The organism is Fusobacterium ulcerans ATCC 49185, from assembly GCF_900683735.1.
Lineage (GTDB): Bacteria > Fusobacteriota > Fusobacteriia > Fusobacteriales > Fusobacteriaceae > Fusobacterium_A > Fusobacterium_A ulcerans_A.
Genome location: NZ_LR215979.1, coordinates 1,947,047 through 1,973,150, shown reverse-complemented (window position 1 = coordinate 1,973,150; position 26,104 = coordinate 1,947,047). Strand labels below are relative to the sequence as shown.

The following is a 26,104-nucleotide window of genomic DNA, read 5'->3' as shown; positions in this document are numbered from 1 at the left end:
CCTCCATTTAATAAAAATATTTAATTTTTAGATTTATGTAAATTTTTGAATTGAGAAACAATTGTATCAACTAAGATGTCAGCACTTTCTTTTCTAAGTGAAGAAACTCTTCCATGATAGATATAGTAAATAAGGTATGACCATACTACTTCATATCCTCCTTTGAGAAATTCTTCATAAGTGGGAAAGTAACCATTGCAGCCATTGGTATATCCACCAAGATATATATGATTATTTTTTAGTTTTTTTACAGTTTCTAAAGCTGTTTCACACATTATTTCCTCTGGTATACCACAAAAACAGCCATTATTTAAGATAAAGTATTGTATTTCAATGTCTGTATATTGCTCAGTAATTTTGCTGTTATTCAGTTTTTTAACTTCTTCCAACCAGCTGCTTCCATCTATTCCAGCTTCTTCTTTTGCTTCTATAAGAATTTTATTAGCTTTTTCAAGAGAAGGAACATCAGAATAGAATCTTTTTATTTTAGAAAACATCTTTATTCTATATATTTCTTCTGGAACAATGGAGTGGATAATTTTATCAATACCATTATATAATTCATAGACAGTTTTATTTATCATTTCTATTGCTTCGAAAGGAGGAATATTTTTATTTGATTGTACTAAAGATGCCTCATATGAATAAATTTCAAGAAAATCACTGTTTTTTTGTCTATATAGAGGTCTAACATTTCCAGAAGCTCCCTGAGTTATCATAATATTACAATTATATTTTTCTTTTAAAAATTTTCTTGCAGCTCCAAAATAGTCAGCAGAAATAAAGTAATTATCACTGCTTAAAATATTTGCATGGGCTGTAACTCTTAAAAGAATAAGTTTTGTATCTCCACTCTTGGAATCACTTATTTTTAATATTCCAGCTCTTTTATCTAAAATATTTTTTTCTCCTCTTCTGTTCTCTCCTATATTTGTTTCAAAACTTCCCCAGATTGCTTTTACAACATTCATATCAGCAGTTGCTTCATTTACAGCTTCAAGAGTTTTGCAGCAGATAAAATCAAAATAAGAGCGTTCTATCCCATTATTTGGAGCTGAGTGAGTATGTGAAAAGCATATCATTATTTTGTCTCTTGTAATTTTTAGAAATTTTCCTACAATATCTCGAAGATAATTAGAATCCTCAATAGTAAATCCAATACTGTCTATAGTGATGACACATGAATATTCATTATCATAACTAAATAATGCACATTGAGTATAGAGTTTGTCTAGAATTCCTTTAGATAAATTATCTGCTCTGTAAAAACCTATCATTGTTATAGGGCATTCAGGAGTAATATCCCTTTCTCCATATCCTATTTTCATTTGAAATCCTCCTGTTTTTTCTTAAAGAATAACAAATAAAAAAAGGAAAAACAATGTTATAAATGGTTCTGTAATATAAAGTATAAAGAAACTAAGACTTGGTTATTAAGTATTGGAAAATACTTAGATATATTTTATTATAAATTTATGTTCTGATTATTAAAAATCCTTTCATAAATTCAGTGTTATTATGAGCTTCATAGACAGTTTGAATCTCTGCATCTGTACATCCAATTAAGATTTTAATTTCTGAATCTTTTTTCTTTAAATCAATAGTGCATATTATTCCGTTTATTTTTTGAGCTGGATCAGTTCCTCTCCATATATCAATTCCTTCATTGTCTAAAGAAGTGGTATCAGATAAATAACCATAATCTATTTTATAAGTAAAATCTGCATATTTGGGATGAATGCTACCTTTGGGTCTGTCAATTATTATTGTTGAATTAGAAACTAAAGAATCAAGAGCATTCCAAAAATCTTTATCATACTTCATCTTAACCACCTATAATTATATTATAAATATTTTTGTGAATACTTATTTCTTATAAATTATTTTTCTTATAGCAGAAATAGAAAGATAGTATTTTTCAGCAAGAATTGAAGTGGATATTCCACTATGATATTCTTCAGTTATCTTTTTATTTCTTTCTTCTATTTCTTTTTTATAACCAGATACTTCTCCCCATTTTTTATGTTTTTCTTTTTTTACAGGGATATATATGTAATTTCCTTGAGTATATTTTTGAAGTTCTTCTATTAAATGATTTGGTAATATTATATCTGCATTTATATATTTCATTCTGGTTTCACTCCTTAGTTTTTTTTAATTCTAAGTTACAGAACCAGTATATCCAGTAAATTTTACTCTATGCAAATACCATTGGAAGCACTGATTCTGCATAGAGTAAAACAATATTTCTTCTTTCTGTTTTCATTATTTTCACCACCTCTTATAATGTTTATTCATGATTCTATTATATTTTAAAATTATAAGTCAGGCAAGTAAAATAAAAAAAACGCTTCTTAAATTTTAAGAAGCGTTAAATACAAGTGGTGCCTAGAAATGGATTCGAACCATCGACCGTACGGGTATGAACCGTATGCTCTAGCCAACTGAGCTATCTAGGCATGGTGGAGATAAGCGGGATCGAACCGCTGACCTACGCAGTGCAAGTGCGTCGCTCTCCCAACTGAGCTATATCCCCAGTATTTTGGAGCGGGAAACGAGGGTCGAACTCGCGACATTCAGCTTGGAAGGCTGACGCTCTACCAACTGAGCTATTCCCGCTTGACACAAGAATTATGATATCATAAAAGATATTTTCTGTCAATAATTTTTTTGATATTTTTTAGCTCAAATTTAAGTATAAAAAATAAAAAAAACACTTCTTAAAATAAGAAGTGTTGAATACAAATGGTGCCTAGAAATGGATTCGAACCATCGACCGTACGGGTATGAACCGTATGCTCTAGCCAACTGAGCTATCTAGGCATTGGTGGAGATAAGCGGGATCGAACCGCTGACCTACGCAGTGCAAGTGCGTCGCTCTCCCAACTGAGCTATATCCCCAAATGTTCAAAAGCTGGAAGGAAAGATCAAACTTACTATATTTAGATTGAAAGAATGACAATTTTCATCTAAATCATTCCTGCTTGACACAAGAATTATAATACCATATATTTTCTTTTTGTGCAACACTTTTTTTAAAAAACTAAATATTTTTAAAATCTGAAACTATATTTTTAAGAGTATTAATAGCATAAGTGATATCTTCTTCTGTATTAAAGTACCCAAAAGAAAATCTAACTCCTCCATTTTCTCCAGAGTGCATAGACTCATGAGCCAAAGGAGCACAGTGAATACCTGCTCTGGTAAGTATGCCATATTCTTCATCAAGATAGGCAGCAAGATCTCCAGAATCTACACCTTTTATATTGATTGTAACTACTGGGCCTCTTTTTTCTGGACCATAAATTATTATTTCTTCCATATCTTTTAAACCTTCTATAAATTTTTTAGTAAGATTATTTTCATGCTTTCTTATATTTTCTAAACCAACAGAATTAAGGAAATCTATTCCTGCTGCAAGACTCACTATACCAGGAGTGTTGAGAGTCCCAGCTTCAAGAACTTCTGGCATAGAAAGAGGCTGTCTTTTCATTTTCGAGAAACTGCCAGTACCTCCTTCAATTATTGGAGAAATTTTAATTTCATCTCTGATATATATTCCTCCAGTTCCCTGTATTCCAAATAAAGATTTATGACCAGTAAAACAAAGTACATCTATTTTTAATTTTTCTACATCTATATCTAAAAAACCAGCACTTTGTGAAACATCAACTATTGTTAAAATATTTCTTTTTCTTGCCTCGGCAGTGATTGGAAGCAAGTCAATTATAGCACCAGTGACATTAGACATATGAGTAAGAATAACTGCCTTTGTTTCAGAAGTCATAGCATTTATAACATTTTCAGAATGAATATTTCCGTCTTCAGAAGGAGAAATAATAGATATACGAGCATTGTTTTCATCTTTTTCATAAAAAACTGGTCTTAAAACAGAATTATGTTCAAGAGAAGTAGTAATTATGTGAGAATTTTTTGGAATAATGCCCTTTACTGCAAAATTTAAAGCATATGTTGAATTATAAGTAAAAGCTATCTGAAGTGGATTTTTAATATTAAAAAGGGCAGCTATTTTTTCTCTTGTTTCATAGATGGCTTTAGAAGCTTCAACGGCCATTCTATGACCTCCTCTTCCAGGATTAGCACCATAAAATCTGATAGCTTTTTCAAAACTTTTATAAACAGATTCAGGTTTAGGGAAAGAAGTCGCAGAATTGTCAAAATAATAAACTTTTTTATCTATGATAATCATCTCCATGAGTAATTGAATTATTTTTAATATTATATCATTATAAAAAAGAAAATGGAAATTATAATAAAGAAAAGGAAAAGGTTGTTTCAGATTGAATAATAAAAGAAAACATACATTAAGTGAGGGGATGTATTATGAAAAAAATAATAATAGTAGGAGGAGTAGCTGCTGGAATGAGTGCTGCTTCAAAAGCCAAAAGAGAGAAAAAAGACCTTGAAATAACAGTATATGAAATGACAGATATAATTTCTTGGGGAAGCTGTGGACTTCCATATTATGTAGGAAATTTTTATGATGATTCTCAAAGAATGATTGCTAAACCTTTAGAACAATTTCAAAAAGAGGGAATAATAGTTAAAATGGGACATGAGGTTATTGGAGTAGATAGTGAGAAAAAAGAGGTGTCAGTAAAAAATAAGGCAACTGGAGAAATATTCAATGATAAATATGATGAATTGATAATTACTACTGGAGCTTCTGCAGTAAAACCACCAATAAAAAATATAGAGCTGGAAAATGTATTTACATTAAAAGAATTTAGTGATGGGATAATTCTAAAAAAAGCAATGATGAAAGAAGAAAATAAAAAAGTAGTGATAATAGGAGCGGGTTATATAGGGTTAGAGGCAGCAGAAGCAGCTGTTAATTTAAAAAAAGAAGTAAGAATAATTCAATTGGGAGACAGAGTTATACCAGGTAGTTTTGATAAGGAAATAACTGATATAATGGAAGCTGAATTAAGAGGACATAAAGATGTAATTTTAAATTTAGATGAAGCTGTTTCTGAATTTGAAGGAAAAGATGGAAAAATTTCTGGAGTAAAAACTAATAAAGGTTCTTATCCTGCTGATATAGTTATTTTAGCAACAGGAGTAAGACCTAATACAAAATTTTTAGAGGGAACAGGAATTGAAACTTTAAAAAATGGAGCTATAATTATAGATGGCAGAGGAAGAAGCAGTATAAAAGGTATTTATGCTGCAGGAGATTGTGCAACAGTTTATCACAAGATAAAGAAAGAAAATGTATATATTCCATTAGCTACTACTTCAAATAAAATAGGAAGAGTAGTGGGAGAAAATCTTGCTGGAAAAGATAAAGAGTTTGAAGGAACATTAGGTTCAGCTGCAATAAAAGTATTAGACTTAGAAGCTGGAAGAACTGGTATATCATCAGATGAAGCTGAAAAAATGGGAATAAATTATAAATCTGTATTTGTACATGATAAAAATCAAACTTCTTATTATCCAGGACAGGAAGATATTTTTGTAAAACTTATATATGATGCAGATACTAAAAAAATCTTAGGAGGGCAGCTTATTGGAAAAAAAGGAGCTGTTTTAAGAGTAGATGTGCTAGCAGCAGCAATAGATAAAGGAATGACAACAGAAGAACTTGCTTACTTAGATTTATGCTATGCTCCACCATTTTCACTTACTTGGGATCCTTTAAATGTTGCTGGAAATCTAGCTAAATAAGTATATATAAAAGACAAAGCTGTCATAGATCAGTAACTACTAATTTATAACAGCTTTTTTTATTTCATAATATCCATTATAATAAACTTTGATACAAAATTTGATATATCATTATCATCTTAAAATTTGATTTTTTCTTTTAAAAATGTTATAATTTGTATATAGGATATAGTTATCATTTTTGAACTTTAATTCAAATTAGAAGGGATGGTGATGTGAGATAAAGAATATATTCTTTAGCAGAGTAACGCCTAAAAATGGATCAATATTATATCTTTGCTATGGCAAACCAAAACTTGGTTTGATGGTTATTAAAAATGATTCTAATGAATATTATATAACTGTAAATGAGCTTTTTTTTACTATTTTAAATCCTCAAAATATACCTGATAATGAGATTTTTGGAAATATAATTATATATAGTGATGATAAAATTTATAAATTATTTTATATGATAATTTATGAAAAATTTTTAGACAATACAAGTTTAGCTCTTTTTATCTAAAATTAATTTTTTGTAGGTGTAATTTTATTTTTTTCTTTAAAACGAATAAAATATACATTTTAAGATTCTAATTGACTTTTATTGTGTTTTTTGTTAAAATAATTAAAAGTTCTACCCCCAGTAGTTCTTTTAAAAATCTATCATCTGAATTAATATTTTAGATGACTGCCTATTTTAGCCCACATGGGCTTTTTTTGTAAACTAACATTTTTGTTTTGGTTTTCCTTCATATCTTTTTCTGTATTCAGCAATTTCTTTTTCTAGTCTTTCCAGTCTATCTTCATCTTCACGAGATTTGTCATACTCTTCATCAATATAGTGATTTATTATTTTTGCAAAACTTTCTCCAGCTTCTATTTCTTTTTTTAAAGTAGTAAATTCATAGTCATCTGGAACAAGTTTTAATCCAGCTTCTATAGCTTCAAAAGCCTTTTCTTTTTCATTAAATTTATAATACATTTTTGCTAAAAGCAGCCATCCCCAAGGATATTCAGGATCATTTTCAACAGCTTGTTTGCAGTATTTCAGTGCTAGATCATATTTTTTTAAAAAGAGAAGAGATGAAGCATAACGGTAGCACCAAACTCCCTTTTTTTCTCCCTGCTGCTCAACTCTTTTCAATAATCTTTCAGCTTTTAAATATGCAGGATAAGTATCATAATTAATATAGGCATAAGAAAGCCATAAAACCGCTTCAAGATCATTTTTCATTTCTTCCTCTGTATAAAGTCCTTTGTCTATTCCAGAATATACAGTTTTTAAAATATCTTCAAGATAGTCCATTTGCTCTAAAATATTTATTGTTTCTTGTGACAATATACTTTTCATAAGCTCCTCCTATTTAGATATGCTTTATAATAATCATATTCTACTATATTTAATAGTTGCATTCAACCGATTTCACTTTATATTTTGTCAAATTTAAGTTGCAAATAAAAAAACAGCTGCTTTTTGATGGCAGCTGTTAACGATTGAAATTAAATTTTAGCAAAGTGTTCTATTATATTGTAAATATGATCTGTTGCTCTTCTATAGTAGTTTAAAATATCCATATATCCAGTACTTAATTTAGAAGGCATTATATCATTATTTGTGGCTTCATTGGCAAAATGCTCATTTCTTGCTTCTTTATAAAGATTTTTTATAGCAGTATATTTTTTAATAGAAACAATAAATAATTCTTTGTTATTTGTATCATAAGCTTTGTTTATATCATCAAAGAAATCGAAAACCATACTATTGAGTTTTTGAAGAGTTTCTTTTTTTATGCTGGTAAGCTGAATATCATCAGTTTTTAATCTTTTTAAACCATTAGATACTCTGGCAAGGTAATCACTGATGGTTTCATACTCATCACATGTGATAAGATTTCCCCTTGTTTGCTCTACATAAGATGCTTGTAATCCTTTATTAAGAATAGAGAAATTTGCATCTGATACTTCTTTTTCATAGAGGTCAAGTTTATATTCAATTTCATTTATTTCTTCACAATATGTTTCTAGTTTGGAATCATCATAATAAAGTTCTTCCAGTTTAAAGAAAACTTCTTTAATATTAGAAGCCATAGCCAATACTTCAGTTTTAGTTTGACTAATAATAACACTAGGAAGAGTTACCATCAGAGAACTTAAACGAGTTACTTTTACAATACCATTATCATCATCCTTAACAATTTTACATAGGAACTTAGCAAGATATCCAATAAATGGAATAAATAAAATGACATTGACTATATTGAAAATTGTATGTGCAGTAGCTATTGCAGTAGACATATTTACAGCAGGATCGGAAAAATTTTCTAATAATTTTAAATATGGTTTGAATAAAATTGTTGCCCAAATAACTCCAACTATATTAATAAGAGTATGAGCATAAGCAGCTCTTTTAGCATTAGAGTTTGCTCCAATAGAAGCAAATAATGCAGTAACAGTAGTACCAACATTTTCTCCAAGTACAAGTGCTACAGCAGTAGGGTAATCAATAAGTCCTTGTACAGCCAAAGTTATAGTAATTCCCAGAGTAGCAGCTGAAGATTGGACAACACCAGTAAGAAGAGCACCAACAAGTGCCACTTTTATAACTCCTAAGAATGTATGTGCTTTGAATGAGTGAAATAATTCTATAAATTCAGGAAGTGTTCTCAGCGGACTTAATCCTGTGCTCATTAATTCAAGTCCTAAAAAGATAAATCCAAATCCCATTATTGTAAGAGCTCTTGTTCTGCTTTTTTCACCTTTTAGAAACATAAATGTGATGGCAGCAAATCCAACTATTGGCAGTCCATATTTACCAATGTTAAGGGCTAACAGCCAACCAGTAATAGTAGTTCCAACATTGGCTCCAAGAATAACTCCAAGTCCTTGCTGAAGAGTAAGAAGGGAAGCGTTTATAAAACCTATTGTCATAACAGTGCTTACTGATGAAGATTGTGCCATTCCTGTTACAAATATCCCCATAATGATAGCCATTATTCTGTTAGTAGTAAGAGCTGCCAGAGTTTTTTTCAATTTTTCTCCAGCTATTTTCTGCATTCCAGAAGACATATTTTCCATACCATAAAGGAAAAGGCCCAGTCCTCCTACCACCTTAAAAAAGACGTCTAAATACATTAATTTCCTCCTGAATTATTTAAATTTTTTATTTAACATAAGTCTAATGTAAAAATCATGTAAAAAAAATTTCAAGGATATCATAACATATTTTCTAAGATTCTTCAATTATACTCTTATTTATTTTTAATTTTAGCAGTTTTTTCGAAAAAGTTTTGGAAATTCTAGATAAAATATTTTAAAATATTCTCAACTATGGTATAATTAAGGATGTGATTTTTAATTAACATAATATTTAAGGAGAGGTATTGAAAATATTATAAAAAATATTAATTAAAACAGAAAATAGATCAAAAGTGGAGGTAAAAAAAGATTGGGAAAAAAAGATATTAAAATTGAAAATATCAATAAGAGCTATGATGGAGTTCAAGTATTAAAGAACATCAATTTAAATATAGAAGATGGAGAATTTTTCTCTATTTTGGGACCTTCAGGATGTGGAAAAACTACACTTTTAAGAATGATTGCTGGATTCATAGAACCTGACAGTGGAGCTATTTATCTGGGAGATGAAGATATAATATCACTTCCTCCTAATAAAAGAAATGTAAATACCATATTTCAGAAATATGCTTTATTTCCGCATTTAAGTGTATATGAAAATGTAGCATTTCCTCTAAGAATAAAAAAATTGGATGAAGCAACTATTGATGAAGAAGTAAAGAAATTTATTAAAATGGTGGGGCTGAGTGAACATATATATAAAAAACCAAATCAATTATCTGGAGGACAGCAACAGAGAGTTTCTATTGCTAGAGCTTTGATAAATAAACCAGGAGTACTTCTTTTGGATGAACCATTATCCGCTCTTGATGCTAAACTAAGACAAAATCTTTTGATAGAATTGGATACTATTCATGATGAAGTAGGAATAACATTTATTTTTATTACACATGACCAGCAGGAGGCACTTTCCATCTCTGACAGAATTGCTGTAATGAATGAAGGAAAGGTTCTGCAAGTAGGAACACCAGCAGAAGTATATGAAGCTCCTGCAGATTCTTTTGTAGCAGATTTCATAGGAGAAAATAATTTCTTTGATGGAAAAATAAAATCTATACAAGATGAAACATATGCAACTCTTGTAAATGATGATTTAGGAGAGCTTATTTTTGAAATGGATAAGCCAGCAAAAGTAGGAGATTATGTACAAGTATCGATAAGACCTGAAAAGATAAAATTATCTAAAACTATGCCTAAAAAATTACACGAAAATTATAATATATTGAAAGTATATGTAGATGAAGTTATCTATTCTGGATTTCAAAGTAAATACTTTGTGTGGCTGAATAATGATAAAAAAAATCCATTTAAAGTTTTTAAACAGCATGCTGTATATTTTGATGATAATGATGAAGGAGCTATTTGGTGGGATGAAGATGCTTACATATCTTGGGATGCAGATGATGGATTTTTAGTAGAGGTGAGAGCTGGTGAAGAAAAATAAACTAGGAACTTTGTATACTCTGCCAATAACTATATGGCTCATAATTTTCTTTATGATACCAATGGTTATTGTACTGGCATATGCTTTTTTGAAAAAAGGAACTTATGGAGGAGTAGAGTTAGAATTATCTACTGCTAGTTTTTATATCTTTACAGACAGAGTATTTCTGACTATACTTCTAAAAACTATATATATATCTGTAATGGTAACTATGTTTACGGTTCTTTTGTCTATACCTACATCTTACTACATAGCTAGATCTAAGTATAAAAAAGAGCTTCTGTTTCTAGTAATTGTACCATTTTGGACAAATTTTCTAATAAGAATATATGCATGGATAGCACTTCTTGGGAATAATGGATTCCTTAATTCTATTCTTATGAAACTGGGAATAATAAATGAGCCATTGCAGTTTCTTTACAATACAGGAGCTGTAATAGTAATATCAGTATATACAAGTCTGCCTTTTGCTATACTTCCTCTTTATGCAGTAATAGAAAAATTTGATTTTTCTTTAATGGAAGCTGCAAGAGATTTAGGAGCTACAAATGGACAGGCATTTTTCAAAATATTTATGCCTAATATAAAACCAGGAATAATAACAGCAGTTCTATTTACATTTATTCCTACATTGGGTTCTTATGCTGTTCCAAAATTAGTTGGAGGAACACAGGCTACTATGTTGGGAAATATAATAGCACAGCACTTAACAGTTACTAGAAACTGGCCTTTAGCATCAACTATATCAGGTGCTTTGATACTGGTAACATCTATTGCAATACTTATTTTTATGAAATTAAGCAATAGAAAGATGAGACTTGATGAAGGAGTTGGTGAAAATGAATAAGAGAAGAACTTCATTATTTTTCTTTTTACTTTCAATGCTGTTTTTCTATCTTCCATTGCTTATATTGATTGTTTACTCTTTCAATGAAGGAAAATCTATGGTTTGGAAGGGATTTTCTTTAAAATGGTATGAAGAGCTTTTTATGTATTCAGATAACATTTGGAAAGCATTTAGATACAGTGTATTTATAGCTGTATTGTCAGGGATAATTTCTACAGTGATAGGAACACTGGGAGCTATTGGACTTCAATGGTATGACTTTAAAGGCAAGAAAGCATTGCAGCTTTTAACTTATATTCCATTGGTGATACCTGAGATAATACTTGGAGTGTCACTTTTGATTTTATTTGCTACAATAAAATTTGAACTTGGTTTAACAACTATATTTATAGCACATACAACTTTCAATATACCTTTTGTGCTTTTTATTATTTTATCAAGATTAGAAGAGTTTGACTATTCAATAGTTGAAGCAGCTTATGATCTTGGAGCTACAGAGCTTCAAACTTTGAGAAAAGTAATAATACCAGCTATTCTTCCAGGAATAGTATCTGGATTTTTAATATCTGTTACTCTGTCTTTTGATGATTTTGTAACTACTTTTTTTGTGGCAGGGCCAGGATCTTCTACCCTCCCATTAAGAATATATTCTATGATTAGATTGGGAGTTTCACCAGTTATAAACGCACTTTCTGTATTATTAATAGGAATATCAATAATATTAACTTTGTCTACAAAAAGTTTACAAAAATATTTTGTTAAATAATTAGACTTGTAATAACATATGAAAGTATAGTATAATTATAACAGAGAATATAGAGAATAGTAATTACATTCAAATTACAGGAGGATTATAGACTGATATGAAAAATATATTTAAATTTTTATTAATGGGACTAATTTTTGTGAGTGCAGTTTCTTGTTCAAGTTTGAAAAAAATGATTAATAGTCAGGAAGTTGCAAGATACAATGATGTAAGAGCTACGTTTGTAACAACACAAGGGGAAATAAATTTTTATCTTTATCCAGAAGCAGCACCTATTACTGTTGCTAACTTTATTAATCTGGCTAAAAGAGGTTATTATGATAATACTAAAATACATCGTGCTGTAGAGAACTTTGTTGTTCAAGGTGGAGATCCTACTGAAACTGGAACTGGTGGACCAGGGTATTTTATTCCTGATGAAATAGTTAACTGGCTAGATTTCTTTCAACAAGGTATGCTTGCTATGGCTAATGCAGGACCTAATACAGGTGGATCACAATATTTCATGACTTTATATCCTGCTGAATGGTTAAATGGAAAACATACTATATTTGGTGAATACATAAGTGATTCTGATTTTGAAAAAATAAGAAAACTTGAAGTTGGAGATGTTATTAAAGAGATAAAATTCAGTGGAGATGTTGATCTTATCCTTTCATTACATAAAGATCAAGTTGATGAATGGAATGCAATATTAGATAAAGAATATCCAAACTTAAAACAATATCCTGTAAAAGATATTTCAACTTATGGGGGAAAAGTTGCTGAGTATAGAGAAGAATTAGAAAATATATATACTAGAAAAAATGATGATGCAGGAGAAGATAAAGAATATTTTATACCAAGATTAATAAGAGCTACTGAGAAAAAAATAAAAGGTGTGGTTTCTTCTGATGAAGAATCAACAGAATTCTAATAGTTAATATTGAATTAAAAGGTAACTTCTATAGAGATATAGAAATTACCTTTTTTTATTTTTTGGATAATAAATTCAAGTTAAACAAACTATATTTAAACAATTTGTTTTTTTTATAGATATATAACAAAGTATTATAGTTGCATAAAAAACGTTTAAAATTAGAAATAAAGAATATAATTGTAAAAAATAGCGAATTTGATAAAAAATTGATTATATGTTATAAATTAGATAAGAATGTAACTATTGTAGAAATTAAATTATTTTTAAAAAAGGAAGTGGAGAAATGGGCTATTTTATATCTAATGAAAAATTTGACCAGATTATCAATAAGATGAGAGAGGAGTATAGAATATATGCTCCAAAAAGATTTGAAGGTCAAGGAAGATATTCTGATACTGATGTAATAAGATATGATGAAATAAACTCAGTTAAAGAAATTATTTATGATGTTAAGTCAACTTATGCAGCCAAGGAAGTTTTTATGCCTCTTAATCAGACTATTATGTATTTTATTGAGGGAAAATATACAGAAAGTCAATTGAAAGATGAAAGAGATATCCTTATATTTGCAAGAGCTTGTGACATTAATGCAATAAAAAGATTTGATGATATCTATTTAAAAAATGGTAACTACGAAGATCCTTATTATAAGAGAATAAGAGAAAAAACAAAATTCATTCTTATGGAATGCCCAGCTAATGGATGGGATACATGTTTCTGTGTTTCTATGGAAACTAATAAAGCAGAAGAATATGTATTTGGAGTAAAATTCCTAGAAGAAGGAATAATGCTGGAAAATAAAGAGAATGAATTTAATGAATATTTTAGTGAAAATGAAAAAAATGATTTTGCTGTGACTCCAGTATCTCAAAATCAAAGAGAGGTAAGAATTCCAGAGATTAATTCCAAAGAAATAGAAAATAAGATAAAAACTTTAGATATGTGGAAAGAGTATGATAAAAGATGTTTGGAATGTGGAAGCTGTACAGTAGCTTGTTCAACTTGTACATGTTTCACAACATATGATATAAATTATTCTTCAGATACAGATGCAGGAGAAAGAAGGAGAATGCATGCCTCATGTCATATAGATGGATTTACATCTATAGCTGGGGGACATTCCTTTAGAAATACTCCAGGGGATAAAATGAGATTTAAAGTTTTACATAAAATACATGATCACAAAGCTCTCTTTAAAGAGTATCAGATGTGTGTAGGATGTGGTAGATGCGATGAAAGATGTCCAGTAGGTATCTCTTTTATTCATGCTGTTAATAGATTAGCTCAAGAGGTTGACAAACTTAATAAGGAGGTAAAATAAAATGGAAAATATTTTATTGCCTGAACCACATAAAATTTTAAATATAACAAAAATGACTGATTTAGAATGGTTGTTTCGTGTAGAATATAAAGATGTATCTAAAGTTCAATTTGGGCAATTTATGCAGATTTCTCTTCCTAAAGTAGGAGAATGTCCAATTTCTATAACAAATTTTTCTATTGAAGAAAACTGGTTAGAATTTCTTATAAGAAAAGTAGGAATTGTAACAGATGAACTTTTTAAATTAAAACCTGGATCTATTATGCCTATGAGAGGTCCTTATGGAAAAGGATTTAATTTGGAAAACTATAAAGGAAAAAATGTAATTGTTGTAACTGGAGGTTCTGGTCTTGCCCCTATTAGAAGTTTTATAAACTATATATATAAAAATTCTGAAACAGTAAAATCTTTAGAGCTTCTATTCGGATTTAAAGATATGGAATCTGTGTTGTTTAAAGAAGATCTTTTAAATTGGAGAGAGAAGTTTCAACTAACTTTAACTGTTGATAAAGGGTGTGGTATAGATGGAGAATGTGTTGGATTAGTAACTGAATATGTTCCACAATTACAGCTTTTATGTAAAGATTTTAATGATTTAGAAATAATAATTGTTGGTCCTCCTGTAATGATGAAATATACAGCTCTTGAATTTAAAAAAATAGGAATTCCTGATGAAAATATTTGGCTTTCGTTTGAAAGAAAAATGTCTTGTGCAGTTGGGAAATGTGGTCACTGCAGAATAGATGAAACTTATGTGTGTCTGGAAGGACCTGTATTTAATTATTCAAAAGCTAAAAATTTAGTTGATTAATTTTGAGGAGGAATAATCATGAAACATGATATGAATATAAATAAATTGAAGTTAAACTGTTTCCGCCAATCTAAAGTACCTGGAGAATTTATGCTTCAAATGCGTGTACCTGGAGGGCTTGTTAAGGCAAAATATTTGAGTACAATTCAATATATTGCAGAAACTTGGGGAAATGGGACTTTCCACTTAGGAATGAGACAGACATTAAATGCTCCTGGAATAAAATATGAAAGTATTCCTGAAGTAAATAAATATCTGGAAGAGTACATCAAAGATATTGAAGTAGAAATGTGTAATGTTGATATGGATGTCAATGAAGCTGGGTATCCAACAATAGGAGCAAGAAATATAATGGCTTGTATAGGTAATTCTCATTGTATAAAAGCAAATATAAATACTTTTGAGTTAGCTAAGAAAATAGAAAAAGAGATATTTCCAAGTCATTATCATATAAAAATAGCGATAGCAGGATGTCCTAATGATTGTGCTAAAGGACATTTCAATGACTTTGGTATACTTGGAGTTACAAAACCAATCTATCTGAAAGATAGATGTATTGGGTGTGGAAGATGTGTAAAAGTATGTGAACATGCAGCTACAAGAGTACTTAAATTAGTAAATAATAAGATAGAAAAAGACAGCTGCTGCTGTGTAGGGTGTGGAGAATGTGTAGAAGCATGTCCAGCTTCAGCATGGGTAAGACCTACTAAAAAATTGTATAGAGTACTAATTGGAGGAAGGACAGGAAAACAATATCCAAGAATGGGAAAAATGTTTTTAAACTGGGTTACAGAAGATGTAGTAATAAAAGTAATCCAAAACTGGCAAAACTTCTCAGCTAATGTTCTTCATCATAAACCAGTATATCTCCATGGTGGACATCTTATTGACAGAGCAGGATATGCAAAATTTAAAGATTTAATACTAAAAGATGTAGAATTAAATCCAGAAGCATTAGTAGCACAAAGAGTTTTATGGGCTGAAACAGAGTATAGAGCTAATATAAATCTAAGAGCTGTTAAAGATATTCCAAGTCCTGGAGAGGATTATACTAAATAAATAAAAAATGAAAAAGTTTTAGAACTGTATTAAAAGTTTTAAAACTTTTTTTATTTTTAGAGATAAAATATAAAAATTTAATAAAGTGTTTAAAGGAATTAGAAGAGGTTAATAGTAATAGAATAATATTGGATATAAAAATAATCTAAAATTTGTTTTAAAAGTATAGGTTGAGAATAGATTATTTTTATCATTCACATAAAATAAGATTATACACTTAATAACATATGTAATTGTAAAAAATATTCATATTAGAAAAATTGTATCTTACAAATAAGTAATGTTATATAAACTTAATAAAGGAGGAAAATAATATGAAAGATCTAGTAGATATTAAAGATATAAATGGCAAAGAATATTCATTTACTCAAAGTGGTAAAAAAACTTATTTAAAAGCATGGGCTTCTTGGTGTCCAATTTGTTTATCAGGTTTAGAAGAATTAAATGAAATGAGTAAAAATACAACAGAATTTGAGATAGCAACTATAGTTTTTCCAGGAAAGAATGGAGAAAAGGAAACAAAAGAGTTTAAAGAATGGTATAATTCTTTAGAATATAAAAATATTAAAGTACTTATTGATGAGCAAGGTCAGTTATTAAAAATAGTAGATATAAAAGCTTATCCTACATCAATATTTATAAATGAAAAAGGGGAAATAGAAAAATATTATCCTGGACAGCTTTCAAAAGTAGATATAGAAAAAGCTTTAAATATTAAAAATAAAATAACTATAGAAAATACAATAGAAGTAAATAAGAAAATGATAAAAGATTCAGAAAACATCAAAGAAATATATTTGGCAGGAGGATGTTTCTGGGGTGTAGAAGCCTATATGAAAAGAATATATGGTGTAGTAAATGCTGTACCTGGATATGCTAATGGAAAAATGGAAAATCCAAAATATGAAGATGTAGTATATAGAAATACAGGACATGCAGAAACAGTCCAAGTAACTTATGATGCAGATAAAATAAATCTTTCAACTTTGTTAAAGTATTACTTTAAGATTATTGATCCAACTACTTTAAATCAGCAAGGAAATGACAGAGGAAGTCAATATAGAACAGGAATATATTTTTTAAATGAAGATGATAAAAAAATAATAGATCAGGAATTAAAAGAATTACAAAAAGTATACACAAATAAAATTGTAGTGGAATCTGAAAGTTTAAAAAACTTTTTTGCAGCAGAAGATTATCATCAAGATTACTTAAAGAAAAATCCAAATGGTTATTGTCATATTGATCTTTCGAAAGCCAGTGAAATTATAATTGATAAAAATAGATATCCTAAATTAGATGAACAAGAATTAAGAGAAAAATTAACAGCACAACAATATAATATTACTCAAAATGCAAACACAGAAATGTCATTTTCAAATGAATACTGGAATTTTTTTGAAGATGGAATATATATTGATGTTACAACAGGAGAGCCTCTATTTTCTTCAAAGGATAAATATAATTCAATGTGTGGCTGGCCAAGTTTTACTAAACCAATAATTCCAGATGTTGTAACATATCATGAAGATAAAAGTTTTAATATGGTTAGAACAGAAGTAAAAAGCAGGTCAGGGGAAGCTCATTTAGGACATGTTTTCAATGATGGACCTAAAGATAAAGGGGGATTAAGATTTTGTATAAATAGTGCATCTATAAAATTTATACCTTTATCAGACATGGAGGCAGAAGGATATGGGTATTTAATTCCCCTAGTAAAATAAGTAGAGATAAAGAATAAACTTTTAATTAAAAATAGAAGTGAAATATTTGACTGACTTTAAATCTTTCAATAATAAAAAAGGTGACAAGCAAAATATAATTTTGACTTTTTGTCACCTTTAATATATTATTTATCTCTATTATATTCTTCAAGAGCTCTTTTTAAAACTATCATAGCATTTTCAATATCATCTACATTAGTACAAAAGGATAGTCTTACTTCTTGCTCTCCTTTACCTTCTGTCTTATAGAATCCAGGTCCCGGAGCTATAAGAAGAGTCTTGTTTTCATAAGAATAATCTGTAAGAAGCCATTTAGCAAATTTTTCAGCATTATCTACTGGAAGTTTTGCAAAGATATAGAAAGCTCCTTCAGGTTTAGAACAGACAACACCAGGTATTTTAGAAAGATAACCATAAATAAGATCTCTTCTGCTCTTATATTTTAATTTAACATCTTCTAAATAGTTATCCATAGTATTTATCAAGTTAGCAGCTGCATGCTGTTCTATAGTAGATACACAAAGTCTAGCCTGACAGAATTTCAAGATATAATTCATAAGATCATGATTTTTACTTGCAATAAGTCCTATTCTAGCTCCACAAGCACTATAGTGTTTTGAGATACTATCTACTAATACCACTCTGTCCTTAAGATCTTCAAACTGCATAACAGATGTATATGGAGTATCATCATATACAAATTGTCTGTAAACTTCATCAGCTATGATATATAAATCATATTTCTTAGCTATTTCTCCAATCATTTTTATTTCTTCTTCTGTGTATATAGTTCCAGTAGGATTTACAGGATTAGAAAACATTATAGCTCTAGTAGTAGGAGTAATCAATGCTTCTATTTCCTCTCTTGAAGGTAAATGAAAGTTATTTTCTATTGTAGTAGGAATAGGTTTTACATTTGCTCCTGAAAAAATAGAAAAACTTGAGTAATTTGAATAAAAAGGCTCTGGAACTAAAATTTCATCTCCTTCATTACAAATTGACATAAGTGTAAAAAGGATAGCTTCACTTCCACCTTGAGTGATAAGAATATCTTCTTTTTCAAGATTTATACCACTAGCTTTGTAGCTCTTTACAAAACTTTCGATAAGCTGAGGGATTCCCCTGGAATCAGAATAAGTAACGATTTTTTCCTTGTAGCTATGAAGCCCTTCAAAGAAAGAATCAGGAGTAACTATATTAGGCTGCCCAATGTTAAGCTTATATACTTTAATTCCTTTTTTAGATGCTTCATCCGCAAGGGGAATCAACTTTCTTATTGGTGAAAAATTCATGTCTAAAGCTCTTGTTGATATATTCATATTATCCCCTCCATCATATATATTTTTTATTTTAGTTAACTTTTTCATTTTATCATATTTATGAAAAAAATACTATTAAAATTAATAAATGGAAGAAAATTTTTTCAAAATCCTTGGAATAATCTCAACTAAATAAAAAAAATTGACCAGAAAATTCTCTGGTCAATAGGCATATATCATATATATTTAACTAAGCCTTTTGCTTATCTTTTTTAAATATACCATTTAAGATGAGAGCAAGAGCTCCATCTCCAACAACATTACAAGCAGTACCAAAACTATCTTGAAGAGCAAATATAGTAAGCATTAAAGCAACTCCATTTTCATCAAACCCCAGTACAGAGATGATGATACCAAGAGAAGCCATAACAGTTCCACCAGGAACTCCAGGTGCTCCTACAGCAAAAATTCCTAAAAGAATTATGAACAGAACCATTGTTCCAAATGCGGGAAGATGTCCATATAATACTTGAGAAACTGTCATTACAAAGAATACCTCTGTAAGAACAGAACCACATAAATGTACAGTAGCTCCCAATGGGATAGCAAAGTCTGCTATATCTTCATCTAAAGCACCAGATTTTTTAGCACAGCTCAATGCTACTGGAAGTGTGGCAGCAGAAGACATAGTTCCTACAGCTGTTAAATAAGCTGGTCCATAGAATTTCAAAAGACTGAATGGATTTTTTCCAGAAACAGCTCCTCCAATAGAGTAAAGAACTGTAAGCCAGATAAAATGTCCAATAAGAACTATTATAACTACTTTTAAGAAAACTGGAAGTTGTTTAGTAATTCCACCTTCATATGCAAGTGTAGCAAAAGTAGAAGCAATAAAGAATGGAAGTATGGGTATAATAATCATATAAACTATTTTAAGCATAATATTATTAAACTCGTCTAAAAGTCTTTCAAAGTTTTCAGATTGTGTCCAAACAACAGCAAGACCTAAGAAAAGAGCTAGAACTAAAGCAGTCATAACTGTGAATGGAGGTGGAATTTCCACTTTGAAAATAAGTTCAGGAAGATGTTTTAATCCCTCTACATTTGGAACTATATGCATTTTAGGTATAAGGATAAATCCTGCTACCATTGAAAATAATGCAGCTCCTACAGATGAAAAGTATGCAAGCATAAGCATAAGTCCAAGCATTTTGCTGGCATTAGATTTCATTTTAGTTATAGCTGGAGCTATAAATCCTAAAATAATTAGTGGAACAGTAAATGATATTAGCTGCCCAAGAATAAATTTAATAGATTGAATCACACCAATGACAGTTTCATTACAGTATAATCCAACTACTAATCCAATCCCTACTCCAAGGATCAATTTTAAAATCAGACTATCTTTGATTTTTCCCATGATATTCTCCTTTATAAATATTATTTTATAACAAAAACGCCAATAAAAAGAATATGTTGTATTGTTTTTGTTTGTCATAATTAAGATATCATATTTTATAGTAAAAATCAAATAAAATTTATTTAAAATATACTTTAAATGAAAGTATTTATAAAAAATGTGTGTTATATTTATAAAAGTTATTATTAAATGATATTTTTAATTAGAGGTAGGAGAAAATTAATATATGCTGTATATACCTTTAAATAAAAAAAGAGAGTCTGAAAAATCTCAGATCTCTCTTTTGAAAAAAGTTATAATTATGATTATTTTTTATATTTAATAAATTTAGATATTTGAATAATTAAAGTTGGAATGAATGCTAATCCATATATGTATAATAAATCATTAATATCTAAAGGTGCTACTTGGAATATTGAGTGGAAAACTGGGAAAATAAGAATTCCATTCAATAGTATAAACCCGATAACAAAAGCTGCTATAGAAAACATATTAGAAAATAATCCTAATCCGATTATAGAGCTTCCTCCTCTACAGTTAAATCCATGGAATAATCTAGCTAAACATAGAACACTAAAAGCCATTGTACTTCCTTTCAGAGTATTTCCACCTTGATATCCCATATAGAAAGCCAGCATTACAAATATAGCAATTAATAATCCTTCAATAAGTATTTTTCCAGCAAGTTCTTTTGTAAGAATAGGTTCCTTTGGATCACGAGGTTTTTCTGTAAGAACATCTCCATGAGAAGGTTCCATTCCAATAGCAATAGCTGGCAAGCTATCAGTAAGAAGGTTGATAAACAATAGATGTACTGGAGCAAAAATTACAGGAAGACCTGCAAGAGATGAATACAATACAGCTAGAATACCAGCAGTATTACCTGACAGAAGGAATCTTATTGAATTTTTAATATTAGAATAAATGTTTCTACCAGTAGTTACAGCTTTTACTATTGTAGAGAAGTTATCATCAGTAAGAATCATTGAAGCTGCATCTTTTGAAACTTCAGTTCCTGTGATACCCATAGCAATACCTATATCAGCTCTTTTTAATGCAGGAGCATCATTCACTCCATCTCCAGTCATAGCACATATTTTACCTAATGTCTGCCATGCTGTTACTATTCTTATTTTATGTTCTGGAGAAACTCTTGCATAGACAGAAGTAGAAGCAACTTTATTGATAAGTTCCTCTTCACTCATTTTTTCAACTTCAATACCTTCAAGTACATTATCTCCATCCTGATAAATTCCTATTTCTTTAGCAATAGTTGTAGCAGTAATTTTATGATCTCCTGTTATCATTACAGGTTTTATTCCAGCCATAATACATTTTTCAACAGCTGCCTTAGATTCTTCTCTAGGAGGATCAATCATTCCAACAAGTCCAATGAATATAAATTTATCTTCATCTTCTCTAGTGATTTCTCTTTTCTTATCCAATACTTTATAAGCAAAAGTCAATACTCTCAAACCAGTTTCAGCAAACATAGTGTTGATATTTTCTATATTTTCAATATCAGATTTAGTAATTTCTCTCACTTCATTATGAACAAGAATATGAGTAGTTTTAGGAAGAATTGAGTCTAAAGCCCCTTTAGTAAGCATTAATATCTCATTATCAATTTCATGAACTGTACTCATAAGTTTTCTGTCTGAATCAAATGGGATTTCTGAAATACGAGGATATTTTTCTTTTAATTCTTTACTGTTCATATTATAATTTATTTCAGAAAGATTTATCAGAGCAATTTCTGTAGGATCTCCTATTTCACTTGTAGCATCATTACATAGGATACTTTCCTTCAGTATAAGAGATTCTCCAGTATCTTGTATATTCATTCCTTTTTCATTGTAGACTTTGTTATTTATATATACCTGTTTTACAGTCATTTTGTTTTGTGTAAGAGTTCCAGTTTTATCAGAACATATTACAGAAACACAACCAAGGGACTCAACAGATTTTAGATTTTTTATAATAGCATTCTCTTTAGAAAGTTTTTGTGTACCAAGAGCCAGAACTATAGTAACAATAGAACTTAGAGCTTCTGGTATAGCAGCTACAGCAAGAGCCACAGCAAACATCAGAGAATCAAGCATTTTTACTCCATGAAATACATTTATTGCAAATACAATTATACAAAGAATGATTATTCCTATTGAAAGTTTTTTACCAAAATTATCAAGAGATACTTGAAGTGGTGTAGATTTTTCTTTTGTAGCCTCTAGAAGAGAAGCAATTTTTCCAAGTTCAGTTTTCATTCCTGTAGAGGTAACTATGACAATACCTCTTCCATAACTTACCAGACTTCCAGAAAAGACCATATTTTTTTGATCTCCAAGAGCAAGTTCTCCATCAGCCATTATATCACTTGTTTTTTCTACACTTTCAGATTCTCCAGTAAGAGAGCTTTCATTTACCAGAAGGGAGAAGCTTTCAATAATTCTTCCATCTGCTGGAACTAAGTCCCCTGCTTCAATGAAGACAATATCTCCAGGAACAAGATATTTAGATAATATTTCTACCTTTTCCCCATCTCTTAAAACTTTTGATTTAGGAGCTGAAAGACTTTTTAGACTACTGATAGACTCCTCAGCTTTCAGATGCTGTACAGTTCCAAGTATAGCATTAATAATGATAACAACTAAAATAACAATAGTACTTTCTTCATTACCTGAAATAAGAGAAATAATAGAAGCTATAATAAGAATGATAACTAAAAAATCTTTGAACTGAGAAATAAATACAGTAAAAGTACTTAGTTTCTTTTCTTCATTAAGCTGATTATACCCATATTTTTCGATAGAAGTTTCTACCTGACCAGTTGTGAGTCCCTTTTCATTTGAATTGAACTCTTTTAAGATTTCATCTTTCGATTTTGAAAAATAATTTTTCATGACACCCTCCATAAGACTATATATTAATATTCCTTAAATTATTATCAATTCCTGCTTTTACATAAAAAAAAGACTTCCAATACAGAGAATTGATAATCAATAATCTCTGTATTAAAAGTCTTGTTACCTTTAAGATAGGTATATAGTACCAGATAGTCTTATAGACTTCGTGATGTTGATACTATAATTTTCAACTACTCCCTTTTAATACTTATATACAGATCATATACTAAAAAAATACTTTTGTCAATAGAGAAAGAAATAATAATTTATCTTCCCCAAGTATCAGTATTTTTATTCCATGATGAAGCTATTTCTGCTTCTTCTTCAGTAAGATATTTTTCTTCTCTAGCTAATTCAAGAAGAGCAGAGAAGTTTGATAATGATTCCCATGGAATATTATTATCAGCAAAGTTTTTAAATGCTTTGTCAAATTCATAAGAGAATATAGCAACAACTTCAACAGAAGCAGCACCTTCATTTCTTGCAGCTTCCACAGCTTTGATAGAACTTCCTCCTGTAGAAATAAGATCTTCAATAACTATTACTTTTTTACCAACAAAGTCAGCACCTTCAATTTGTCTTCCAGCACCATGTGCTTTCTTTTCTCCTCTGATATAACTCATAGGTTTATTCATTTCCCAAGCTATAAATGCAGCCCAAGGAATACCAGCAGTAGCAGTACCAGCTACTACATCGAAATCTTTTTCAGATAATTTTTTTACAAATTCCTTAACAACAACTTTTCTTTCTGTAGAATATCCTATTATTTTTCTGTTATCACAGTATATAGGACTTTTGATACCAGATACAAATGTAAATGGTTCTTTTACATTTAACTTTACTGCTCCTGTTTGTAATAATGATTTAGCTACTTCTTTTGCTCTACTCATAATATTTTACTTCCCTCCCATATAATCCATTAAATTTACCATTTGAATAAACTATTTGACCTCTTAATATAGTTGTTAAAACTTTTCCACCTTTATTACGATTTTCATAAGGAGTCCATCCTGCTTTTGTTATTACTTTATCATTCCTTACAGGAGAATTATCAGTTATATCTATAATTACAAGATCTCCATCATAACCAATAGCTATTTTACCTTTATTTTTTATTTTAAAGATATCAGCAGGTTTACTGCACATTACTTCTATAAGTCTTTTTAAAGTTATCTTTCTATCTTTTACTCCATTGAGCATTATTTCAAGAGAATTTTCTACACTTGGAACTCCAAAAGTAAGTTTTGCAAGTTTTTCTTCAATAAGATGCGGAGCATGATCTGTACCAATAGTATCAAGAGTACCATCAGCAAGTGCAGCCCAAAGAGCATCATTATCAGATTTTTCTTTCAGTTCAGGCTTCATTCTAAGAAGAAGCTGGCTTCTTTCTGTTTTATTTACATCATCTGTATTCAGGAAAAGATGATGAGGAGTAACTTCACCAAATACCTTTGCTCCTCTTGCTTTAGCAGCTTTTAAAAGTTCTACTTCACTTGCTTTAGATAAGTGGCAAAGATAAAGTTCTTTGTCATACTTCTCACAAAATTCAATAGCCTTTGCTACCATTTCCTCTTCTGCATGTACAGATATTATTTTTGATTCTCTGAATATATTTTCAACCGTTTTTTCATCATCTATAAGCATATCCCCAGTAGACATATTAAGAAATATTTTAGTAGATGCTGTTTCATTTATTATATCTTTAATTTCACTGCTGTTATCTTTTTTACTTCCTCCAAAATGGAATCCATAATCAACATATGCTCTTCCTTTCATAAGGGCTTTTTTATCAGCAAGAGCCTCTTTTGTAACAGTTACTGGAATAGTATTAGGCATGTCTACAAATGTGGTTACTCCCCCTCTGGCACAGGCCATACTTCCAGTAGTAAAATCTTCTTTTTGAGTAAGACCAGGATCTCTCATGTGAGTGTGAACATCTACTATACCAGGAAGGACATATTTCTCTTCTGCATCTATTATTTCTTCAGCAGGAGCAGAGATATTCTTTTCTATTTTAGTGATAACTCCATTTTCAATCAATATATCAGTGATGATATCTTTTCCATCTTTATCAATGATTTTGCAGTTTTTGACTAACATAGTCCAGCCTCTTTCATTCCCTCTTCAATTTCAGCAGCTACTAATTTAGCAGCATTTGCTGGGTCTTCATTTTTAGTTATAGGTCTTCCAATAACTAAGAAGTCACATCCATTTACTATTGCATCTTTTGGAGTCATAATTCTTTCCTGATCATTTGTTGCTGACCATCTAGGTCTAACACCTGGACATACAGTTTTAAAATCATTTCCACAAGCTTCTTTTATAAGTTTAGCTTCCCAAGGAGAGCATACTACTCCATCAAGTCCAGCAGTTTTTCCTAATTTAGCCCAATTTAATGCTAATTCTGCTAGAGATAATTTAGAGTGAAAAGTTTCTTCTACATCTTCAGCAGAAAGACTTGTAAGAACAGTAACTCCAATAACTATATTATCAGGATTTACAGATTTTACTTCTTCAACAACTTTTGACATCATTTTTTTTCCACCACTTGCATGTACATTAAACATAAATACATTTTGTTTAGCAGCAAAAACTGAAGCCATTGCTGTTGTATTTGGAATATCATGGAATTTAAGATCAAGAAATATTTTTTTACCTTTAGAAGCAAGATAATCTATCATTTCACCTTTTGAGTTTAAGAAAAGTTCAAGACCTACTTTATAGAAAGTAGCTCCATCACCAATTTTTTCAACTAAATTTTTAGCAGCTTCCATAGTAGGAAAGTCAAGTGCTATTATCATTCTATCTTTTGCGTTCATTTTTCCC

General features: G+C 29.8%; 21 protein-coding genes and 5 tRNA genes. 9 read left to right on the top strand and 17 right to left on the bottom strand.

The window, feature by feature from the left end; translation table 11 throughout:
- Window positions 1–20 precede the first annotated feature (20 nt).
- The 9 genes from E0E45_RS08840 to E0E45_RS08800 form a co-directional block, all read right to left on the bottom strand.
- Window positions 21–1,328 (bottom strand): alkaline ceramidase, encoded by a 1,308-nt coding sequence (locus E0E45_RS08840; RefSeq protein ID WP_130890828.1) that lies wholly within the window; start codon window positions 1,326–1,328, stop codon window positions 21–23.
- A 145-nt stretch (window positions 1,329–1,473) separates the two neighbouring features.
- On the bottom strand, window positions 1,474–1,824 hold the full coding sequence (locus E0E45_RS08835) for an inorganic pyrophosphatase (RefSeq protein ID WP_130890827.1): 351 nt from the start codon (window positions 1,822–1,824) through the stop codon (window positions 1,474–1,476).
- Window positions 1,825–1,866: 42 nt separating this feature from the next.
- Window positions 1,867–2,130 (bottom strand): CD3324 family protein, encoded by a 264-nt coding sequence (locus tag E0E45_RS08830; RefSeq protein ID WP_130890826.1) that lies wholly within the window; start codon window positions 2,128–2,130, stop codon window positions 1,867–1,869.
- A 252-nt stretch (window positions 2,131–2,382) separates the two neighbouring features.
- Window positions 2,383–2,459 (bottom strand) — tRNA-Met (locus E0E45_RS08825).
- Window position 2,460: 1 nt separating this feature from the next.
- Window positions 2,461–2,536: transfer RNA gene (locus tag E0E45_RS08820), tRNA-Ala, on the bottom strand.
- A gap of 7 nt (window positions 2,537–2,543) precedes the next feature.
- Window positions 2,544–2,619 (bottom strand) — tRNA-Gly (locus tag E0E45_RS08815).
- A gap of 127 nt (window positions 2,620–2,746) precedes the next feature.
- A tRNA-Met gene (locus E0E45_RS08810) sits at window positions 2,747–2,823 on the bottom strand.
- Between the two features lie 2 nt (window positions 2,824–2,825).
- Window positions 2,826–2,901 (bottom strand) — tRNA-Ala (locus tag E0E45_RS08805).
- A gap of 142 nt (window positions 2,902–3,043) precedes the next feature.
- A complete protein-coding gene (locus E0E45_RS08800; RefSeq protein ID WP_232044083.1) occupies window positions 3,044–4,216 on the bottom strand; it encodes an aminotransferase class V-fold PLP-dependent enzyme in 1,173 nt (390 codons plus the stop codon).
- 128 nt (window positions 4,217–4,344) lie between these two features.
- Here E0E45_RS08800 and E0E45_RS08795 point away from each other — a divergent pair, with 128 nt between their 5' ends.
- Window positions 4,345–5,688 (top strand): CoA-disulfide reductase, encoded by a 1,344-nt coding sequence (locus E0E45_RS08795; RefSeq protein ID WP_130890824.1) that lies wholly within the window; start codon window positions 4,345–4,347, stop codon window positions 5,686–5,688.
- Between the two features lie 706 nt (window positions 5,689–6,394).
- Here E0E45_RS08795 and E0E45_RS08790 read toward each other — a convergent pair.
- Together E0E45_RS08790 and E0E45_RS08785 are read right to left on the bottom strand one after the other, a co-directional pair.
- Window positions 6,395–7,021 carry a tetratricopeptide repeat protein gene (locus E0E45_RS08790; RefSeq protein WP_130890823.1) on the bottom strand — a complete coding sequence of 209 codons (627 nt, stop codon included), beginning with the start codon at window positions 7,019–7,021 and terminating at the stop codon, window positions 6,395–6,397.
- Between the two features lie 149 nt (window positions 7,022–7,170).
- Entirely contained in the window at window positions 7,171–8,802 is a 1,632-nt protein-coding gene (locus tag E0E45_RS08785) for a Na/Pi cotransporter family protein (RefSeq protein ID WP_130890822.1), read from the bottom strand.
- A 313-nt stretch (window positions 8,803–9,115) separates the two neighbouring features.
- Here E0E45_RS08785 and E0E45_RS08780 point away from each other — a divergent pair, with 313 nt between their 5' ends.
- From E0E45_RS08780 to msrAB, 8 genes are all read left to right on the top strand, one after another.
- A complete protein-coding gene (locus E0E45_RS08780) occupies window positions 9,116–10,249 on the top strand; it encodes an ABC transporter ATP-binding protein (protein WP_130890821.1) in 1,134 nt (377 codons plus the stop codon).
- On the top strand, window positions 10,233–11,096 hold the full coding sequence (locus E0E45_RS08775) for an ABC transporter permease (RefSeq protein ID WP_172604230.1): 864 nt from the start codon (window positions 10,233–10,235) through the stop codon (window positions 11,094–11,096). The genes E0E45_RS08780 and E0E45_RS08775 overlap by 17 nt, the downstream gene beginning before the upstream one ends.
- Window positions 11,089–11,862, top strand: a complete 774-nt coding sequence (locus E0E45_RS08770) for an ABC transporter permease (protein WP_130890819.1) — start codon at window positions 11,089–11,091, stop codon at window positions 11,860–11,862. Before E0E45_RS08775 ends, E0E45_RS08770 begins: the two co-directional genes overlap by 8 nt.
- A 97-nt stretch (window positions 11,863–11,959) precedes the next feature.
- Window positions 11,960–12,778 carry a peptidylprolyl isomerase gene (locus E0E45_RS08765; protein WP_130890818.1) on the top strand — a complete coding sequence of 273 codons (819 nt, stop codon included), beginning with the start codon at window positions 11,960–11,962 and terminating at the stop codon, window positions 12,776–12,778.
- 286 nt (window positions 12,779–13,064) lie between these two features.
- On the top strand, window positions 13,065–14,102 hold the full coding sequence (gene asrA / locus E0E45_RS08760; protein ID WP_130890817.1) for an anaerobic sulfite reductase subunit AsrA: 1,038 nt from the start codon (window positions 13,065–13,067) through the stop codon (window positions 14,100–14,102).
- 1 nt (window position 14,103) lies between these two features.
- Window positions 14,104–14,913, top strand: a complete 810-nt coding sequence (gene asrB / locus E0E45_RS08755) for an anaerobic sulfite reductase subunit AsrB (RefSeq protein WP_130890816.1) — start codon at window positions 14,104–14,106, stop codon at window positions 14,911–14,913.
- 18 nt (window positions 14,914–14,931) lie between these two features.
- Window positions 14,932–15,972 (top strand): sulfite reductase subunit C, encoded by a 1,041-nt coding sequence (asrC, locus tag E0E45_RS08750; RefSeq protein WP_130890815.1) that lies wholly within the window; start codon window positions 14,932–14,934, stop codon window positions 15,970–15,972.
- A gap of 314 nt (window positions 15,973–16,286) precedes the next feature.
- Window positions 16,287–17,696: a bifunctional peptide-methionine (S)-S-oxide reductase MsrA/peptide-methionine (R)-S-oxide reductase MsrB gene (msrAB, locus tag E0E45_RS08745; RefSeq protein ID WP_130890814.1), complete on the top strand. Its 1,410-nt coding sequence runs from the start codon at window positions 16,287–16,289 to the stop codon at window positions 17,694–17,696.
- Between the two features lie 125 nt (window positions 17,697–17,821).
- Here msrAB and E0E45_RS08740 read toward each other — a convergent pair whose 3' ends face one another.
- The 6 genes from E0E45_RS08740 to pyrF all read right to left on the bottom strand — a co-directional run bounded on the left by E0E45_RS08740 (window position 17,822) and on the right by pyrF (window position 26,097).
- A complete protein-coding gene (locus E0E45_RS08740; RefSeq protein ID WP_130890813.1) occupies window positions 17,822–19,015 on the bottom strand; it encodes a pyridoxal phosphate-dependent aminotransferase in 1,194 nt (397 codons plus the stop codon).
- 190 nt (window positions 19,016–19,205) lie between these two features.
- Window positions 19,206–20,375, bottom strand: a complete 1,170-nt coding sequence (locus E0E45_RS08735) for a dicarboxylate/amino acid:cation symporter (RefSeq protein ID WP_130890812.1) — start codon at window positions 20,373–20,375, stop codon at window positions 19,206–19,208.
- A gap of 305 nt (window positions 20,376–20,680) precedes the next feature.
- A complete protein-coding gene (locus tag E0E45_RS08730) occupies window positions 20,681–23,275 on the bottom strand; it encodes a cation-translocating P-type ATPase (protein WP_130890811.1) in 2,595 nt (864 codons plus the stop codon).
- Between the two features lie 269 nt (window positions 23,276–23,544).
- The gene (pyrE, locus tag E0E45_RS08725) at window positions 23,545–24,168 is read right to left on the bottom strand and encodes an orotate phosphoribosyltransferase (protein ID WP_130890810.1); all 624 of its coding nucleotides are present in this window, start codon (window positions 24,166–24,168) and stop codon (window positions 23,545–23,547) included.
- Entirely contained in the window at window positions 24,161–25,378 is a 1,218-nt protein-coding gene (locus E0E45_RS08720; RefSeq protein WP_130890809.1) for a dihydroorotase, read from the bottom strand. Before E0E45_RS08720 ends, pyrE begins: the two co-directional genes overlap by 8 nt.
- Window positions 25,372–26,097 carry an orotidine-5'-phosphate decarboxylase gene (pyrF, locus tag E0E45_RS08715; RefSeq protein WP_130890808.1) on the bottom strand — a complete coding sequence of 242 codons (726 nt, stop codon included), beginning with the start codon at window positions 26,095–26,097 and terminating at the stop codon, window positions 25,372–25,374. Before pyrF ends, E0E45_RS08720 begins: the two co-directional genes overlap by 7 nt.
- Window positions 26,098–26,104 lie beyond the last annotated feature (7 nt).